Consider the following 19,334-nt stretch of genomic DNA (forward strand, 5'->3'; position numbering starts at 1 on the left):
TTGAATTAAAAATTCAACCTCGTTTTAAGTCCCATTTATTTAGGTGCAATGGCAGATTCTCTTTGAATTAACGGTGCATCATAGGCAATTGAAGTTACTTCTTGATGACGCAGCATCTCCAAAATTAGTTTTCCAGCATCTTCACCCATCTTATCTCGACCATGATCCATGGTGGTAATGCTGGGATTGATGTACCGCGACATTTGGTAATTATCAAACCCCACCACCGATACTTCTTCAGGCACATTGATCTGCCGTTTCTTTAAATAATCAATGACATTAATGGCTAATTGATCATTGTAGCAGGCAATCGCTGTAGGATGGTCGGCTAGCTGCAAGTAACCATCAATTTTTTTCATCACTGTTGCCATGCTGTCTTGAGATTGGTACATGATCAAATTGCTTTTATAAGCAATATTCGGATGATTTTGATAAGCTTCTACAAACCCATTCATCCGACAAATACCTTGAAGATCATCCACTTGAAAGATGCCTAACGTACTTTCGTGGCCTAAACTAAATAAAAATTCCATCATTTTTTTCTCAGCGTGCTTATCGTCCACCGTAACTGAAGGACATTTCAATTCAGGATAGATTGCATTGATGAACAGCACTGGAATTTTGTTAGCCAAGATTTCATGATACAAATCCATATTTGTATTAGCCATTGCGCTTTGTGTCGGTTCAATAATTAAGGCCGCCACATGTAGGTCTAGCATGCTTAGTAAGCTTTTTCGTTCTTTGGCATGGGTATTGTGGGTATTACTGATCAACAGTGAATAACCTTCATCTGAAATGACTCGATCAATCCCGGAAATAATATCCGGAAAGATATAATCTGCAATATGGGTGGTGATAATTCCAATAATTTTTCGATCTTTTTCCGGTGTCCAATCTTTATGCCAATCCTGTACAAACATCCCCCCGCCTTGGATACGATAAACAAAATGTTCATCTTCTAATTCGCCCACCGCACGCCGGATTGTATAGCGGGAAACATCAAATTGGTCAATAAGTTCCGTTTCTGTGGGTAATTTATCATCAATTTTATATTCCCCAGATAAAATTGCTGTTTTAAGCTGATTTTTTACGGTTTCCCATTTCTTTTCCATAATTTTCCTCGATAACTCAATTCTAATGTAAATTTGTAAATACCAATTTATACTAATATATCATCCCAATTCTTTCAAGTAGTACTTATTTATATGGTATCAATTTTTATTAACTTTGACCATCATTTTATTGGAGGCTTTATTTATGACAGAATCTAAAATTACCGCAACAACAACTCAATTGGATACTTACCAAGACAAACCTATTTATGAATTTACATTAACAAATCAAAATAACGTTAGTATTTCCGCAATTAGCTTAGGCGCTACTTTTTATAAACTGCTCGTACCTACAAAAACTCAGCAACGGACAAACCTCATTTTAAATTTCTTTAATAGCGCAGATTATCCTAAAAATGGCTCCTTTGCTGGTATGGCAGTGGGGCGGACAGCCGGCCGCATTGGGGATGGCCAGATTATCTTAGATCAACAAACTTACCAACTACCACAAAATGAAGGCACTACCACCTTACATGGTGGCCCTAATGGGTTTTCTTCTGAAGTTTGGAATGGCAGTATCGTTATCAAAGACGGACAACCGGCCATTTTATTCCATCATCTGCAAAAATCCGAAGATGACGGTTTCCCCGGAGACCTTGATACAACAATTATGTATCAACTTACTGAAAATGATGAAGTTAAAGTTACCTTTACCGGTCGTTCAACCGCTAAAACCGTCTTCAATCCAACAATCCATACGTACTTTAACCTCGGAGATACTGAAGATATTTTAGAACATCAACTTTTAATTAGAGCCGCTGAACATTTAGAATTAGATGCCAAAAATGTCCCTACTGGCCAATTCCTTGAAGTGGACGAAACACCATTTAATTTTCAAAACGGCCAAAGATTAGGCACTGCCATTGATGCCGTTAAAGACACACCCCATCACGGCTTTGATGATATCTTCAAAGTGACACCAAATACAAAAATTGCCAAATTAACCGACCCCGCAACCCAACGTTCCGTAACCATCACCTCAGATCGTAACGCCCTAGTTATCTTCACCGCTAACGAATTTTCAGAAAAAGAAGACATGAACTTCGTCCGCACTAACGGCGTCGGCAAACCTTATATGGGCGTAGCCATGGAAGCCCAAAACCTACCAGACACCACAAAACACAACAACTTCGGCAGCGACATCCTACCCGCCAACGAAACCGTACAACACCACATTAGCTATAAAGTAAGTTATTAAAATCAGAGCGTGAAGCCTCATGAATTGGCTTTGCGTATAACCTAGAATCTTGCAGGGTGTCGCTAGACACACAAGAGATTCGTAGTTATACAAGAAGGCAATGAGGCTGAACGTGTTTTAAAATCAGAGCGTGAAAAGTTACGGGTGACAATGCACATAACCTAGACTTACGACATAAGCCCGAACTTGGCTTGTGAGTAAGACGTAGTTATGTAAATTGTCAGTAACTTTGAACGCGTTTTAAATCCAGAGCGTGACCAAAGACGGGTTGATTTTGAGCATAGCCTAGACTAACGCCGTGAGCGGGCTTCGCTTACAAGTTAGACGTAGCTAAGCGCAGAAATCAGTCTTTGGGAACGCGTTTCAAAATCAGAGCGTGAAGCCTCATGAATTGGCTTTGCGTATAACCTAGACTTGGCAGGCAGTCGCTTGCGACTAGCAACAAGGCGTAGTTATATGTAGAAATCAGTCTTTGGGAACGCGTTTCAAATCCAGAGCGTGAACTAGAGCGGGAAAGCCTCGAGCACTAACCTAGAATTATGAAATAAGTGCACTTCGCTTATGAATAATTCGTAGTTAGGTGAGAGCTTTGCTCTAGTGAACGCGTTTCAAATCCAGAGCGTAAGCCAACATGGGTGATTTCGCAATATAACCTAGACTTGGCAGGCAGTCGCCTGCGACTGGCAACAAGGCGTAGTTATATGTAGAAATCAGTGTTGGTGAACGCGTTTCAGAAAACCAAAATATGTCACAAACCATAAAACACATAAAAACAGCGAACGACTGAATCAAAAGCTAACTTTCGATTCACTCAATCGCTGTTTTTATTTTTATTGAATAATCTTTTGTTCGATACGTTGAATCAGCTGAGGCCAGCTGCTTTCCAAAACCGCTTGCTGCACAGTGTCTGAAAACGGTACCTGTTGCCGGCACGCTTCAATTTGTGCCGCCAATGCTTGCGCCAAACGTTGATAAAACGCTGGCAAATCTGCCTTAACCGGTTTATCTTGATCTACCAATCCCGGCAATGACACATAAGAAATGACCCCGCTATCATTAACCACTGAACCTAACTGCTCTTTTAATGCAGGTATCTCAGTGGTTACCACCCGTAACCCGCAGGCCAATGCCTCAATATTTACTAACCCTAAGCCCTCATAATAAGACGGTAACGTAAAAATATCCGCCTGTCTAAAAATAGTCGCTAAAGAAGGCTGATCTACCACATTATAAAGCTTAATCTGCGAATTTTTAAAATAAGGCGTCAAACGTTGATGCGCTTCAGGAGCTGGATTACCAATCAAATGCAACTGCGCTTCTGGAAATTGATCACTAATCTGACCAAAAGCTTCAGCCAACGCATAAATCCCCTTTGCCTCAGCAATTTTGCCAGCATAAATAATATCTATCGATTCTTTTTTGAATTTTTCTTTCGGATAAAAAATCTCCGGATCAAAACCCCCGCCTAACACCGTAATACGCGCCTTAGAAATATGATAGGTCTCTTGAATCGCTGGAACTTGATCATGACTCAAGGCAAAAACACGGGTTAAACCATTCAAATCTAACACATAACGCGCCAGTAAATCCGGATGCTGATGGGCTTGGCGTAAATCTGTCCCATGACAAAATGCATAAATGGGCAAATTAGGATATTCCTGTCGAACTAACGCTGTTAAAAGCCATAAATGATGACAAAAAATAATATCCGGTTTGAACTGATTCACCGCTTGTCGCAACTTTTGTCGAAAAACAAATTGCCAATCTGCAATCATAGCCGGGGTCATCTCACCATAAACCGTACTCTCATAAGGCATAACATCGCTCATCCCAGGTAACGGAAACTCACAAGTTTCATTTGGAAATTTTACAGCATACTGCCGGTCTTTAGGTAAAAGGTCAAATTCAAAATCCCCAAAGCTACCATATAAACAGGCTTGATCATAAGTCTTTAGCCCTTTGATAACATTGGCAAAATAAACCCCACTGCCAGTTTTAGCGGGTAGTTGTGCTTGAACATGTAAAATCCTCATCATTTTCCCTCCATCTGCTGCACTTGATAAGTTAAGGTTACTAAATCCCCCACTTCAAAAGCCGCACCTCGATTTAGACGCGTAATCCAAAATGTTTGCGTCGGTAGTTTAACTTGATAATTAATCGTTGCCCCTTGAAAAATTTTTTGAATAATTTGGCCTTGCCCATTGGTATCTAACCTCAGATCAATACATTCTGGTCGGACATATGCCGTATTTGCCAATTGATTGGCTTCCCCGATAAATGTCAGAACAAATTTATTTTTAGGCTGATTATATAGTTCAGCCCCAGTCGCAATTTGTTGAATTTTACCTGCATCCATCACCAAAATACGATCGGCAATGGCAAAGGCCTCTTGCTGATCATGGGTCACAAAAACCATTGTGATACCTAGTTCTTTTTGCAGTCGTCGTAATTCTAAACGCATAGACAAGCGCAGTTTTTCATCCAAATTCGAAAACGGCTCATCCAATAATAATAACTTAGGGGCTACGATTAAGCTACGGCCTAACGCTATTCGCTGCTGTTGACCGCCACTTAAATCTTGAATCCGGGCCGTTTGATATTCCGTCATTTGTAACAGCTGCAGCATTTTTATAGCTTTAGCCTTTGCCGCCTTTTTCCCAATTTTTTGGAATTTTAAGCCATACATCAAATTTTGTAAGACATTCATATGGGGAAATAAACTGTAGGATTGGAAGACCGTGGTGATATCACGATCTTCTGGCATCGCCTTTGTAATCTCTTGACCTAATAACCTCACGGTGCCTGATGTAACTTGAGTAAAACCATTTAGACAGCTTAATAACGTGCTTTTCCCACAGCCACTAGGACCCAAGACAACCAGCATTTCACCAGTTTCAACCCCAAAGGAAAGCTGATGCAATACGTTTTTTTGCTGGTAAACCTTCGTTAAATCCTTAACTTCTAGAAACATGTAACCACCGCCTTTGCTTAAGTCCTAAAATACCAAACACAAGACCTGCCATGATTAGACAAATCAAAATAATCAAACAGGCGATCACTGAAGCTATTTGATATTCTCCGCGCTGAACAACATCAAACATTACAATCGTCATTACTTTTTGTCCCGGTCGAATTAAGAAAATAATAGAACCGATGGTCGTCATCGTACTAATAAAACCATTCAAAAAAGTTAAGGCAAACCCCTGTCTAGTCATTGGAAAGAACACATCATGCCACTCATTTAAAACCGTCCCACCTAAATCATGAACTGTTTTGAAATAAGTCGGTTCAACTTGAGCCACCGCTGCTTTAGCCGCTTTAGTCGCAAAGGCAACTTGCTTAAAAGTCACATTAATAATGACAATAATCGACAAATTGGTTAGATGGAAATATTGCCCCGAAAAAGCATAAAGATAGCCTAACCCAAAAAATGTACCGGGTAATATATACGGAAAAGTCCCAATAAGTTCAATTAAATTCATCCACCTTGATTGCCGAATCTGACTATAATAAATGATTAAAAAACTAATCAAACTGCCTACAAAACCAGCAACCAACGCATAACTAACCGTTCGCAAAATCGTCCCATCTAAATACATCCTACTATCAAGCAGCGGCTGCCACGAGAATGTCAACTGCCCCATATTTTTAACAGTCACCGCATTGATTAAAATCGAGCCATATTGTAATAATAAAGCCCCATAGAAAATAACCGCTAAACAACAAGTTACTGGGAAAAACCAACCTTTTTTCGGTAACGGCAGCGCATTAGTATCTGAAGATAGCCCATGATGTTGGGTCGTCATAGTATGTTCATAATGAATATAAAGGAAAAAACCCAATAACGCCGGAATACACAATGTGAAATTAATCAGCGCCGCTCGATGAAGATCCCCCGCACTAATAACCGCAAAATAACCCTCACTGGCCAGCACCCTGTAACTACCGCCAATAATTGTCGGCGTTTGAAAATCAGCTAAACTGCGAATAAAACTAATTAATGCAACAACGATCACCCCGGGCCGCAACAAAGGTAAAATCATATCGCGAATAACCGCATCCGATTTTGCCCCCAAAGATCGGGCACTATTAATGACAGCCGGTTCTAATTGATGCAACATCCCGATCAAAACTAAAGCGTTCAAAGAAGTAAAACTTAATGTTTCCATTAAGATAATCCCATGGGCACCATATGGATTAAAGGTTAAATTCAATAAGTCGTGGGTAATCATTCCCCGGCGGCCAAACAGTGTAATATAAGCTAACGACGTTACAAATGGCGGTGAAACCATCGTTACCAGTAAAAAAAGCCGTAATGGTTTTTGCCATTTTGATTTAAGAAAGACAAAAAATATCGCTAGCGTTAAAGACATAAAGACCGTCAGCACCATTGTCAAAATGGCAATAAATAAGGAATGTTGCAGCAACACTGCATCTTGCCTAATAAAGGCACTAAAGGCGATACCCTGTTCTTGAAAAGACTGGATAAAAATACTTAAGTAGGGGTATAAAATAAAACCTAAAATACTGACGGATAAAAGGATATACACCGTTTTGTCCGCTAAAATACTGCCGAAATGTTTTCTTTTCAATAAATACCCCCCTTTTTCTTATAATAAGAAACGGCGCTGAGGTCAAAACAATCGTTTTGAGACTCAACCCCGCCTTTTAAATTACTGTTCTATTTATCGCCAACCATGGCAGCCCATTTATCTAAAATTGCTTGTCGATCTGAGCCGAATGTTGACAAATCTTCTTTGATTAAATCTTTTTTGTCTAAACCAAGGTCTAAGCCTTTAACACCAGGCATAATAATTTGGTCGGTATCCTTACCATCTAGCTTAGCCAATTGTTTCATGTTTGCTGGTTCTAGCATAAAGTCGATAAATGCTTTAGCCATTTTTTGACCAGGTGCATTTTTGAAAACGGCAATGCCTTCTGGTACCCAAGGGATACCATCAGATGGATAGATAACTTTTAGATCGTTTTCCTTAGCACTGTCAAAAGCTGATTGGTCAACTGGAATTAAACCAATACCAAATTCACCAGAAGCTGTTTTTTCTTGTGGGTCTTTACCACGTTTACCGTAAAAAGTAATATTATCATTTACCTTTTGCCAATAATCCCAGCCGGCTTTTTCACCATCTTTATCGATGATACCTTTAACAATGGCATACATCGTTCCGGAAACTGCTGGGTCACTCATGATGATTTCGCCTTTATACTTACTATCTGCTAAATCAGCCCAAGTTTTTGGTACCGGTAAGCCTTTTTCTTTCAAGACCTTTTTGTTAACTAAAAGGCCACCTACTGTTAAACCTTTAGATAACCAATAACCTTGTGAATCACGATATTTGGCATCAATCTTCTTAACAGAACTAGATTGGTATTTCTCCAGTAAGCCGTCAGATTTAGCTTGCATAAAAGCATCTAAACCACCGCCGAACCAAAGATCTGCCATTGGTTCACTACTTTTATCAGCTTTCATCCGAGCAAGTACTTCACCACTGGACATGGATAAGAAGTTAACTTTAGCACCGGTCTCCTTGCTGAATTTATCAAACAACGGTTTATAGGCATCAGATGTGGTAACCACATTCATTGTTTCACCTTTAAACTGCTTTGTTACTTGCTTGCTGGAACTGCTGCTTGAACTGCTTTTACTGCTTGAACTATTGGAACTGCAAGCCGTAATTAAAAATAGGCCGCCAAGCAATAATAAAAGCGCCCCAAAACGTTTTATCATTTTCATGCGAAAATCTGCCTCCCTAAATTTATATACATGAAAATTATAACGTTAATGGAAAACGGATACAATAAGTTTCTAATTATTTTTTTACATATCTTATATTTTTTTTGATCAATTCGTACGCTATTCGAAACAGTTCTTAGTACTGTTTCAAATAGTTCGTTTGTTCACGATATATGGTTGATAGCGCTTAATAGTGGCTTTGAAAATAGCTATCTAATTCAGATAGCTATGTCTTCCACCCTATCGCCGTAGTTTATTTCGTATTTTAATAGTAGACAAGTCGTATTTTTATATTTTGCTCATCAAGGATCAATCTATGCACACGTGAAAATTAACTGCTTTATTTTTCATGAAAACATTGACATCATCGTATAAACGTACGATAATATAGCCGTAGACAAATACTGAATCCACTCAGAGGCGAACAATTATGAAAAAATCTATCGAATTATCTGAACAAGAAGTTTCAACTTTAAAATTCATTTTATCTGAATATAAGTTACAACATAGTGCCGGCAATCCTTTAGGTATTTTAGATGTATCTGATTTCAAAGAAATGGATCAAGCAAATCAAGATTTACCTGAATTATTAGAAAAATTAAGCTAACAATCATAACAGATTTCTAGAGCTGTTACTATTTTTATAGTAATAAAAGCTTTGCTTCTTGTTATAAAAAAATAGCATCATGTCCTCAAACTTTATGTTTAAGTGCATGATGCTATTTTTATTGATTTAAATTTTATACAATTTCTGTTTTTTTACTACCGTACTAAGGTTGGCTTCTTACTGTCAAACTGCCAGCCTGGAATTAAATATTGCATTGCCATTGCGTCATCACGATCATGATGCTTCAAAGTTAAATATTGTTGATGGGCTTTTTCAAGCTTCTCGTGGTTGATATTAATTCCTAACCCTGGTCGATTCGGAATGGCAATATGACCATCTCGAATTTGTAAAGCATCATCACATAATTGTTGTCCATCCTGCCAAATAAAATGCGTATCTATTGGTGTGATATTGCCAGGTGCTGCCGCACTAACTTGTGCATACAAAGCCAAAGTAATATCAAAATGATTATTGGAGTGTGAGCCCCAAGTTAAGCCCCAATCATTTAAAATACTAGCAACACGTAAGCTGCCTTCAATACCCCAGAAATGCGGATCAGCTAGAATAATATCAACTGATTTCATCATTAATGAAGGATAAATTTGCTGCCAATCTGTGGCAATCATATTAGTGGCAACTGGTTTATTGGTTGCATTCTTATAAAAGCTCATAATTTCTCGACCAGAAAAACCATTTTCTGGACCACAAGGATCTTCAGCATAAGTCAAAGCATCCCCGTATTCTTTCGTTAATGCAATGGCTTCATTTAAGGACCAAGCCCCATTAGGATCAAGATTGATCCGTGCTTCTGGGAAAGCTTCGTGCAAGGCCTTAACCGCCTTCATTTCTTCTTTACCCTCTAAAACGCCGCCTTTAAGCTTAAAACATTTAAAACCGTAGCGTTCTTGAGCAGCTTTTGCTTGGGCAACGATACCTTCTGGCGTCAAAGTTTCTTGCCGTCTCACTTTGCCCCAAGCATCGGAATCGTCATCGTCATGAATGTAATTTAGATCCGTCTTATTGGCATCAGCAATGTAAAATAAGTAGCCTAACATTTCTACTGAATCTCGTTGGCGACCTTCACCGATAATGTCACACATTGGTAAGTTAACAAACTTCCCGTATAGATCAAGTAAAGCGCATTCAAGAGCGGCCTCGGCATGCACTACAAACTTTAGATTACTCAAATCTAATTCTTGTAGGCCTTGACCACTGTCATTAGCTGCCCGCCAGCCGTTTTTACGAACATCATTCAAAATGCCTCGATATTCTGAAAGTGGTCGACCAACAATGATACTTTCATAGCTGGCCAACATTTTACTAATATCGTCTCCACCGTGAATTTCACCGATCCCTTCATTACCTGCATCATCAGTTACAATAATGATATTTCGGGTAAATAATGGGGCATGGGCACCGCTTAGTGTCAACAACATGCTATCATATCCGGCTACTGGAACAACTTTTAAACTTGTAATTTTAGGAATTGCATTCATCGGATCAATCATCCTTTCACTCATTTAAGCTTTATAAAAAAGCAAAAGACGTTGGTAGTCATCCCCGCCAACGTCTTTGAAAAACGTATTCCATTATTTTGGGAACTGAACGTTTTCTTGATTAATTTTTAATTTTACGTCATTGGTGCCGGGTTGAAGATCACAATATCATTAAATAAACCTAGATCTTCAGCGACTGGTTTTTCACCACTGGCTACAGCAACGATTTTTTCAAAAATTTCACGACCGACTTCTGCAATTGTTTTTTCACCAGTTGCAATTGTCCCAGCGTTAATATCAATCAAATCTTGCCACATTTCTTTTAGATCTGTCCGAGAGCAAACTTTAATAACCGGTGCTGCTTCTAAGTTATAAGGTGTTCCGCGACCTGTTACGAATACTTCTAAGCCCATACCTGAAGCTAACTGCATTGGGCCGCAAGTAAAGTCACCAGCCGGTGTCGCATCAAAAATCAAACCGTGTTTTGTTGGAATTTCCCCTGCACTAACGACTTGAGAAATTGGTGCTGTCCCAGACTTAGCGATTGAGCCCATAGACTTTTCAACAATTGTGGATAACCCACCAGCCCGATTCCCTGGTGTTGGGTTAGCAGAACGATCTACACCGCCGTCTTTCAAATAATCGTCATACCAAGACATTTCCTTAGCTAATTTATCACAATTTGGTTTGTCCAAAACTCGATTGGCGATAAATGGCACGCCATCTCTAACTTCTGTTACTTCTGAGAACATTGTGGTTCCGCCAGCACTGACTAACATATCTGAAGCATAGCCTGCTGCTGGATTAGCCGTTACCCCAGAAAAGGCGTCACTACCACCGCATTGGAAGCCAACGGATAATTTGGATAATGGTAATTCTGTCCGCCGCCGTTGATCCAAGACTTTTAACTTCTTTTCAGCCATTTCGAAAAGCGCTGCCATAATTGCTTTGAAACCATGATGATCTTGGAAAGACAAGAAATTATCATCGTTAATATCTTCTGGATCCATAATTCGGTCTGGTGTTAGTTTCTCACAGCCTAGACCAACAACCATCAATTGCCCACCAAAATTGGGATTTTTAGTAATATTACGAATTTCACGAATTGGAATATAAGCTTCTCGTGCGTCAATTGCCACCCCACAGCCATAACCGTGACTAATTACGACAATGTCATCCACATGGGGATATTTAGGCAACAATTCTTTTTTCATTTGTTCCACAGCAACATTCAAAATACCAACAACACATTGAACCGTTGTATGAATGCCCAAAATATTCCGAGTCCCGGCATATTCAGAGCCCGGTACATCGTAACCCATAAATGTTGTTCTAGTTGGTTCAGGTAACTTGGCATCCACATTTGTACCATATTCTAGTTCATGCAATTCTGGTGATTTCGGTAAAATCAATGAATCTTCATTGATCCAATCACCGGGATGAATGTCCTCTTTCGCATAACCTAAAACCACACCATATCTAAAAATAGAGCCACCCTTAGGCACATCGACTAAAGCAACTTTGTGTGCTTGCGGTATGTTATCGTTAACAGTGATGCCACCTTCAATGCGCGTCCCCTTTGCAATATCATGCAAAGCGATGGCTACATTGTCCTCATCCCGCATTTTGACTACGTGTTTCTCCATTATATTCACACTCCTTTTGGACGGTTTGTCCAAGTCTCACGGCCTTCATCATTGTAAAGCCCGCTTGTTTCACTAGTGCTGGCGTTTGTTCAATTGCTTGTTCAACACTCATTGGTCGATTAGTCGTTGCCAAAATAAAATCAATCCCTTGATCATAAACAGCTTCAATACCTGAACCAACACTGCCGACAACGGCAGCAACTGGAATATTATGTTGTTTTGCCAACTTGGCAATACCGATTGGCACTTTTCCACCTAAAGACTGGCCATCAATTTGCCCTTCACCAGTTACGACTAATGTCGCATCCAACATCTTTTCTTCTAATTGGACTAATCTAATAACTTCCTTAATTCCTGATTTAATTTCACCATGACAAAAGGCCATCAAACCATATCCGAGGCCACCAGCGGCACCGGCACCAAAGTCATTCTCAAAATCTAACCCACTTTTTTGTTTCACTAAAGTTGCTAAATTCTTCAAAGATTGGTCCAAAGTTTTGATCTGGTCGATACTAGCGCCTTTTTGTGGTCCAAAAATATAACTGGCACCACGTTCTCCAATTAATGGGTTATTTACATCTGATAAACCGATTACCTTAATCTGGGCGAGCCGTGGATCTAAAGTGGTCAAATCCACATCAACTAGATCTTCTAAATATTGTGCACCTGGTTTTAACTCTTGTCCAGCTTGATCGTAAAAATGTGCCCCTAATGCTTGAGCCATACCAACGCCACCGTCATTTGTAGCGCTGCCACCTAGGCCTAAATAAATCGTTTTGACATGCTGATCCAAAGCTGCTGATATTAACTGTCCGACACCATAAGTTGTCGCTTTAGCCACATCCAATCCGTTAGCTACTAAAGTCAATCCTGCAGCTTCAGCAGTTTCCAAAATCGCTGTGTCTGGATCAATTAACCCCCAAGTCGCTGTTAGTTGATTTCCTGAAGGACCACAGACTTGTTGGGTCATGAGTTGGCCGTTTGTTGCCTGAATGACACATCTAACGGTCCCCTCACCGCCATCAGCAATGGGTACTTTTTGTACGACAGCAGCTGCATCAGCTTCTAGGATGCCTTCTGACAAATAGTCCGCAATCTCAGCTGAAGTTGCACTACCTTTAAACGAATCGGAGGCAATGAGGATATTAGTCATAAGATAACCTCCTTAATTGTTATTACTTTCCTATTTTCCTTAGTCTAATAAATCAAGTTCGCGCTTGATATCATCGTAAACTTTACCTTTAGAAGGCAAGCTTGGCCGAACTGGGTTCCCCATATCTAGGCCTAAAATATTGCACATATCTTTTGTAGCAACTGGGAAGCTTGCTTCATTTTGAACTAAACGTGCTGGATTAAGTTTATATTGGGCCTCTTGAGAACCTTTGTAGTCACCTGCTTGATACTTGTCATAAATTGACACGATTAATGGGGCTAACGCATTGGCTGTAGAGCAAACACTGCCGTAACTGCCGGCACATAAGCCTAAGTAAATCAAAGTATCTTTCCCGGTGAAGGCTCTGAATTCAATATCTCTTGTTTGGCGAATAATTTCACTTAATAAGGTCATATCACCACTAGAATCTTTCATCCCAACAACGTTTGGAATTTCATGGGCCATCTTGCTAATGAATTCTGCAGACATGCCATAACCCGCTTTGCCAGGATTATTGTAAATAAATACGGGTGTATCTGGGATGCTAGCTGCAATGGTTTGATAATGTAAGTATAGTTCTTCTTCAGTTGGTTTCAAGAACATTGGTTGCAGAATTGAAACAACATCCGCCCCTGCGGCAACGGCACGTTTTGCCAATCGTACACCTCGACGTGTTCTGATTGGTCCCATTCCGAAAAAGACAGGCACTCGGTTTGCATTTTGAGCAACAATAACTTCTAACCCATGAATTAATTCATCATCATCAAACATGTAAAATTCTGAGTTGCTCCCAAAAGCTAAGATACCACCAACGCCACCATCAATCACATGATCAACAATTTTCTTTAAGCGGGCGTCATCAATATCTTCTGTAACGTCATCAACGGGTGTAATCATTGGTACAATAATGCCTTTAATTCGTTCTAAGTCCATAATTAAGCTCCTCATTAAATAAATTTAAGATATAATCTATATTTTTAAAATTAACGTACAAATGAAGGTTTCTTAGGATCAAATTTCCAGTTAGGAATTAAATACTGCATCGTTTTAGCATCGTCTCGTGCGCCTAAATTATTATCAATATAAAGTTTGTTGGCCGCTTTGATAGCTTCTAGATCAATTTCGACCCCTAAGCCTTCATTGCTTGCTGGAACAGTTAGTTGACCGCCTTTAATTTGATAAGGATTCTTTGTTAAGAATTGACCATCTTGCCAAATCCAGTGTGTATCAATTGCATAAATATTGCCAGGTGCAGCGGCAGCAGCATTGGCTACCATTGCCAAGGAAATATCAAAATGGTTATTAGAATGAATACCCCAGTTTAAACCAAATTCATGACAAACTTGGGCTACTCTGACAGAGCCTTCCATGGTCCAGAAATGTGGATCAGCTAAAGGAATAGAAACACTGTTTAACGTAATGGAATGGTGCATTTGACGCCAATCTGTATCAACCATGTTAGTCGCTGTTGGAATACCAGTTGCTTGTTGGAATTCTGCTAAGATTTCACGACCAGAAAAGCCTTCTTCAGCGCCACATGGATCTTCCGCATAAGTCAAAATACCTTTCAGTTCTTCAGCATATTGTAAAGATTCTTTAAGTGACCAAGCGCCATTTGGATCTAAGTCCAATTTAGCTTCAGGGAAAGCTTTATGAAGCGCCTTGATGGCTTCTACTTCTTCTTCACCCTTGAATACGCCGCCTTTAAGTTTGAATGTCTTAAAGCCGTAACGATCATAAGCAGCTTGTGCTTGTTTTACAATCGTTTCTGGTGTCATGGCTGGTTCGCGCCGTACTTTGCCCCAAGCATCATGGGTGTCATCATCATGTAAATAAGGTAGATCTGTTTTCTTCCGATCACCAACATAGAATAAGTAACCTAAGACATCTACTTTTTCACGGACTTGACCATCCCCTAACAAAGCTGCAACAGGGACATGTAAGTATTTACCCAAAAGATCTAAGAAGGCTGTTTCTACAGCGGTAACAGCATGAATGGTAATTCGTTGGTCAAATGTTTGATTCCCACGGCCGCCAGCATCTAAATTTTGGAATTTTTCTTTAATGGCTAATAAAACGGCTTTATATTCGCCTAATGTTTTACCAACTACTAACTCTTTAGCATCTTCTAAAACTTTAGTAATTTTTTCACCACCGGGTACTTCACCAACCCCAATTTGATCTGTATCGGTTGTTAAGATCACAATGTTTCTTGTAAAGAACGGGCCATGTGCACCGCTCAAGTTCAATAACATACTATCGTAGCCAGCAACTGGATAAACATCCATTTTCGTAATTTTTGGTGTAGACATGCTGTTCACTCCTTCACTTTATGACTTAAAAAAAAAGCTGCGGCAAAAACTCAATTTCACAACAGCGATTCTTTTAATAGTTCAAAATACTATTTTTTGATTTCGATATTATTAATTTTTTCATAGAACTTCGCAATTGCTGAATGATCGCTATCCCCATCACCGTTTAACTTAACAGATTGTAGAATTTCCATAACTTCTGAAGTTAATGGTAAAGCTAAGTTTAATTGATGAGAAGTATCTAGCGCATTTTGCAAATCTTTGATGTGTAAGTTAACTCTAAAACCAGGTTCAAAGTTGCGATTAATAATCATTGGTACTTTAGCATCCATTACTGTACTGCCTGCTAAACCTGTATGAATTGCGTCAAAGACTAATTCAGGATCTAAGCCTGCTTTTTCAGCTAATGAGAAACCTTCACTAACAGCCGCAATGTTTAAAGCAACGATAATTTGGTTTGTTAATTTAGTTGTATTACCGGCACCAACTTTGCCGACATACGTTACAGAACCGCCCATAATGCCTAAAACATCTTTAAACTTATCGAATAACGCTTTGTCGCCACCAACCATGATCGCAATTGTGCCATCGATTGCTTTTGGTTCACCACCAGAAACAGGTGCGTCCAAAAAGTTAACTTGTTTTTCAGCTAAGCGTTTCGCAAAATCTTGACTTGCTAAAGGATTGATAGAACTCATATCGATTACTGTTTCGCCTGCTGTTAAGCCTTCAGCAATACCGCCTTCATTGAATAAAGCTGCTTCAACGTTTGGTGAATTTGGAACCATTGTGAAGACAACTTCTTTACCTGCTGCTGTTTCTTTGCCGTCTTTTGCAGCCTTTGCACCTAAAGCAACCAATTCATCAATAGAATCTTGCTTAAAATCAAATACTGTAACATCATGACCTGCTTTAACTAAGTTTTTGGCCATTGGTTTGCCCATAATACCTAAACCTACAAAACCGATTTTCATAATATAAATCCGCTCCTCTTCACATCTATTTGTTATTACTTTAGTTATTAATACGTTTACAAGATTTATTTTAGTCGATCATTTGCCTAAATTACATTCACAAAAAAGCAATTATCTTTTGAATTATTTGTGCAAATGACTAATTATTAATTTTGACTATCTGAAGACGCCCATTGCTAACCCAATAACTAACCAAATGATACTCAATATCCATATCTTCGACATCGAGAACTTAACATACTTGGAGAGATCCACGGCACCATTGGTTAAATCGGTCCCGATATAAATCTGTGGCTGTGCAATTGGGGTTAACATAGCACCCATGTTTAAGAATAATGTCAAAATAACAACGTCCATTGGAATACCGTAAGCTTTCATCAAGGTCCCAATGATTGGAATCATGACATAGTACCAAGTATCGTTGGTGAATAAGAACATCAAAGGTACACTGAAAGCAGCAACGATAATATAAACAAATGGGCCAAATGACTTCGGAATGATATTTAATAACGTATCAACCATTGCCTTCATCATGCCACTATATTGCATAATCCCAACTACAACCCCAGATAAGAGAATGGCAGGCATAACAGGGAATAAAGAACTTGCATATTTCTTCAACAACTTATTTTGCAGCTTCAAATCTTTGTAATTGATATTTAAAGCAATGACTAAACCTACGGCAAAGACATAATATGATGGTATTGCAGGCATGAAACAAAGTGCTGCAATAACAAGTAGTGTCAAAATAACATTTACCCAGAACAATTTGCCCCGACCCAATTCAGGATCATCTTTAACATCATCTACATCAATCTTACCGGCATCGGCAACAGATTCACCAGCAGCCTTTAAACGACGGGATTCTTTAACACCAAGAAAAGCAGCTAATGCCAAAATAATAACGGTAAATACAGCTTGTGCTGGCAATAATTTCAAGAATAAGTACATTGGGCCATTAGGAACGTTGGGGATCAATGATGCACTCCGCAACATCCGGGCACTCCATGGTACATCATAAGTATTGATAATCCCTAAAGTTGTCAGGAATACAAGAATAACCGGATTCATCTTTAACTTGTTGTAGAATGGTAATAGTAATGGGACTGTGATCAAGAATACAGATGTGATACTAACATCTAAACCGGTAATCATTGCGACAACTACGGTTAAAACTGCTAAAACTGGTGGATTAATTTTGATATGCTTCAAAATTCTTCTAACAATACCATTAAATAATCCAGCATCAGCCATCAGCATGAAGTATGGCAATGAGAATAACATGATTAAGGCAACGGAAGTCGTCATCCCTAACCCTTTAGTAACATAACTCCCAATTTGCTTTACTGAAGAACCAATTAAAATTGCTGCAATAATTGGTATAACGGCAAAACAGAACATAGTACTAACTTTTTTTCTAAGCAGCAAGACGACGATGACAATCATCATCACAAAACCGACAGCAGCTTGATAGCTCATAGTAACGCCCACCCTCATAAAGTGATTTATTGAACATATTGATCTAGATTTAAAACATTTGGTTAACCTTTTCACAATTTAGTGTAACGTAAATAAAAGCGCATACAAATATGCAAACGCCCAAAATAATTTGATTATTTTTTGTTGATTTAACCAATAACCTATTTAAATCCTGATACAGCAATGATATTATAAATTACATAATACCTATTATTTAAGTTATAAGTCATATGCACTATTTATTTGGTTAAATAAACGCTAGATTTATTGCGTTAATATTATGATTGTAATTTCACACGTTTGAGGAGGCTACTATGGAACTAGATAAAAAACTCGCACAATCCATTGTTGATAAAATGATGGATCAACTACCGTTTAACGTTAACATGATGAATGAACACGGTTATATCATTGCTAGCGGTGATGCTACTAGAATTGACTCCTTGCATGTTGGTGCCTTAGATGCGATTAAGCAACGTAAAACCTTAACCATGGCCGATTCTCATGGTGAAAATGGCCAGCCCGGTGTTAATATGCCCGTGTTCTTTGGTAAATCTATCATTGGTGTCATTGGCATTACTGGTGATCCTGAAGTTGTTTTGCCATTTGCTGCATTATTGCGAACAGCGACTGAACTGCTAATTGCGCAAAATCATGCGAACCAAGTTGAAAAGGAAAATGAAAATCATTTAAATCGTTTCTTATATCAATGGGCACAAGTAACTGATGATATTGCCCAACATACCGATTTAATTTTAGATGCTAAAGAACTAAAGATTGATATTACTAAAGAGCGGCTAGCCATTGCGATTAGCGCCCCTCAAAAAAGTATTATTCCAATTGAAATAGATGACTACTTAATCACCATGTCCGCAGATAAACACATTATTTTAACAACACATCGAAGCACCATTGATCGTTGTTTAAAATTATGTAAACGTAAACATTGGCGTATTGGTATCGGTCGTCAAACGAATCGCGTTGGTTTATCCATCAACGAAGCGCTAAAAACTTTAGAAATTTCAGATTTATTTAAAGAAAAAAATTATCTTTATTTCGATCAAATTGAGTTTATCTATGCCCTATTACAAAATAAGTTGCCTGTGGATAATTTGGTACATCGTTTAGAAACGACTAATAAAACGGCGATGGGTAAAGAATTGATTAACACCCTCCTAGAATTCATCGAAAATAATCAAAACATTAATAATACGGCAGATATGTTGCATATTCATCGCAATACTTTAAATTATCGACTGAATAAATTAAAAGATGAATTAGGCTTAGATCCTCGTAAATTGATTGATCTTTTTCAACTATATGTTGGCTATCTTTACTTCTCACAAAAAGAAGCTAGAACGTGAGGTTGCGTAAAAAAATAGGCTAGATCCTAAAGTGGTATTTTAGGATTTAGCCTGTTTTTTTATGCCTAGCTATAAGTAGCTTGTAAGTAAAAACCGCTTACGGTGTTTTTATTTGAGGTTGTTTTTTGAAACGCGCTCGAGGCTTTCCCGCTCTGGTTCACGCTTGTTAATGGCGGCGGTAAAATGTAGGAAAATGGCAATTTGAAATTGTCGGTTTTCCTACATTTTTTGATATCATAAA

General features: G+C 38.8%; 15 protein-coding genes. 3 read left to right on the plus strand and 12 right to left on the minus strand.

The features are described 5' to 3' along the window. Nucleotides 1–35 precede the first annotated feature (35 nt). Nucleotides 36–1,112 carry a GntR family transcriptional regulator gene (locus EKM93_RS05485; RefSeq protein ID WP_125713871.1) on the minus strand — a complete coding sequence of 359 codons (1,077 nt, stop codon included), beginning with the start codon at nucleotides 1,110–1,112 and terminating at the stop codon, nucleotides 36–38. Nucleotides 1,113–1,257: 145 nt separating this feature from the next. Here EKM93_RS05485 and EKM93_RS05490 point away from each other — a divergent pair, with 145 nt between their 5' ends. Then, complete coding sequence (locus EKM93_RS05490; RefSeq protein WP_125713874.1) at nucleotides 1,258–2,310, plus strand: aldose epimerase family protein; 1,053 nt, start codon at nucleotides 1,258–1,260, stop codon at nucleotides 2,308–2,310. Between the two features lie 830 nt (nucleotides 2,311–3,140). Here the strand turns inward: EKM93_RS05490 and EKM93_RS05495 are convergent. The 4 genes from EKM93_RS05495 to EKM93_RS05510 form a co-directional block, all read right to left on the minus strand. Beyond that, entirely contained in the window at nucleotides 3,141–4,343 is a 1,203-nt protein-coding gene (locus EKM93_RS05495; protein ID WP_125713876.1) for a glycosyltransferase family 4 protein, read from the minus strand. Further along, nucleotides 4,343–5,281, minus strand: coding sequence for an ABC transporter ATP-binding protein (locus EKM93_RS05500; protein WP_125713877.1), 939 nt, complete (start codon nucleotides 5,279–5,281; stop codon nucleotides 4,343–4,345). The genes EKM93_RS05495 and EKM93_RS05500 overlap by 1 nt, the downstream gene beginning before the upstream one ends. Further along, a complete protein-coding gene (locus tag EKM93_RS05505) occupies nucleotides 5,265–6,902 on the minus strand; it encodes an ABC transporter permease (RefSeq protein ID WP_125713879.1) in 1,638 nt (545 codons plus the stop codon). Before EKM93_RS05505 ends, EKM93_RS05500 begins: the two co-directional genes overlap by 17 nt. Nucleotides 6,903–6,991: 89 nt before the next feature. After that, complete coding sequence (locus tag EKM93_RS05510) at nucleotides 6,992–8,062, minus strand: ABC transporter substrate-binding protein (RefSeq protein WP_125713881.1); 1,071 nt, start codon at nucleotides 8,060–8,062, stop codon at nucleotides 6,992–6,994. A gap of 430 nt (nucleotides 8,063–8,492) precedes the next feature. Between EKM93_RS05510 and EKM93_RS13490 the strand changes: the two genes are divergently transcribed. Further along, the gene (locus EKM93_RS13490; protein WP_164506998.1) at nucleotides 8,493–8,669 is read left to right on the plus strand and encodes a hypothetical protein; all 177 of its coding nucleotides are present in this window, start codon (nucleotides 8,493–8,495) and stop codon (nucleotides 8,667–8,669) included. 155 nt (nucleotides 8,670–8,824) lie between these two features. On the opposite strand, the gene EKM93_RS05515 is transcribed toward EKM93_RS13490, so the two are convergent. The 7 genes from EKM93_RS05515 to EKM93_RS05545 all read right to left on the minus strand — a co-directional run bounded on the left by EKM93_RS05515 (nucleotide 8,825) and on the right by EKM93_RS05545 (nucleotide 17,729). Then, entirely contained in the window at nucleotides 8,825–10,177 is a 1,353-nt protein-coding gene (locus EKM93_RS05515) for a glucarate dehydratase family protein (protein WP_225423635.1), read from the minus strand. Between the two features lie 122 nt (nucleotides 10,178–10,299). After that, the gene (locus EKM93_RS05520) at nucleotides 10,300–11,811 is read right to left on the minus strand and encodes a UxaA family hydrolase (protein WP_125713883.1); all 1,512 of its coding nucleotides are present in this window, start codon (nucleotides 11,809–11,811) and stop codon (nucleotides 10,300–10,302) included. Continuing rightward, nucleotides 11,780–12,964, minus strand: coding sequence for a glycerate kinase family protein (locus EKM93_RS05525; protein WP_125713885.1), 1,185 nt, complete (start codon nucleotides 12,962–12,964; stop codon nucleotides 11,780–11,782). The genes EKM93_RS05520 and EKM93_RS05525 overlap by 32 nt, the downstream gene beginning before the upstream one ends. Nucleotides 12,965–13,003: 39 nt before the next feature. Continuing rightward, complete coding sequence (locus tag EKM93_RS05530) at nucleotides 13,004–13,897, minus strand: dihydrodipicolinate synthase family protein (RefSeq protein WP_125713887.1); 894 nt, start codon at nucleotides 13,895–13,897, stop codon at nucleotides 13,004–13,006. 50 nt (nucleotides 13,898–13,947) lie between these two features. Beyond that, nucleotides 13,948–15,276, minus strand: coding sequence for an enolase C-terminal domain-like protein (locus EKM93_RS05535; RefSeq protein ID WP_125713889.1), 1,329 nt, complete (start codon nucleotides 15,274–15,276; stop codon nucleotides 13,948–13,950). An 89-nt stretch (nucleotides 15,277–15,365) separates the two neighbouring features. Further along, nucleotides 15,366–16,250: a 2-hydroxy-3-oxopropionate reductase gene (gene garR, locus EKM93_RS05540; RefSeq protein ID WP_125713891.1), complete on the minus strand. Its 885-nt coding sequence runs from the start codon at nucleotides 16,248–16,250 to the stop codon at nucleotides 15,366–15,368. Nucleotides 16,251–16,406: 156 nt separating this feature from the next. Next, a complete protein-coding gene (locus EKM93_RS05545) occupies nucleotides 16,407–17,729 on the minus strand; it encodes a Na+/H+ antiporter NhaC family protein (protein WP_125713893.1) in 1,323 nt (440 codons plus the stop codon). Nucleotides 17,730–18,043: 314 nt separating this feature from the next. Here EKM93_RS05545 and EKM93_RS05550 point away from each other — a divergent pair, with 314 nt between their 5' ends. Further along, nucleotides 18,044–19,093: a CdaR family transcriptional regulator gene (locus EKM93_RS05550; protein WP_125713895.1), complete on the plus strand. Its 1,050-nt coding sequence runs from the start codon at nucleotides 18,044–18,046 to the stop codon at nucleotides 19,091–19,093. The last annotated feature ends 241 nt before the right edge of the window (nucleotides 19,094–19,334 follow it).

The sequence above is a fragment of the Agrilactobacillus yilanensis genome, from assembly GCF_003946725.1.
Taxonomy (GTDB): Bacteria; Bacillota; Bacilli; order Lactobacillales; family Lactobacillaceae; genus Agrilactobacillus; species Agrilactobacillus yilanensis.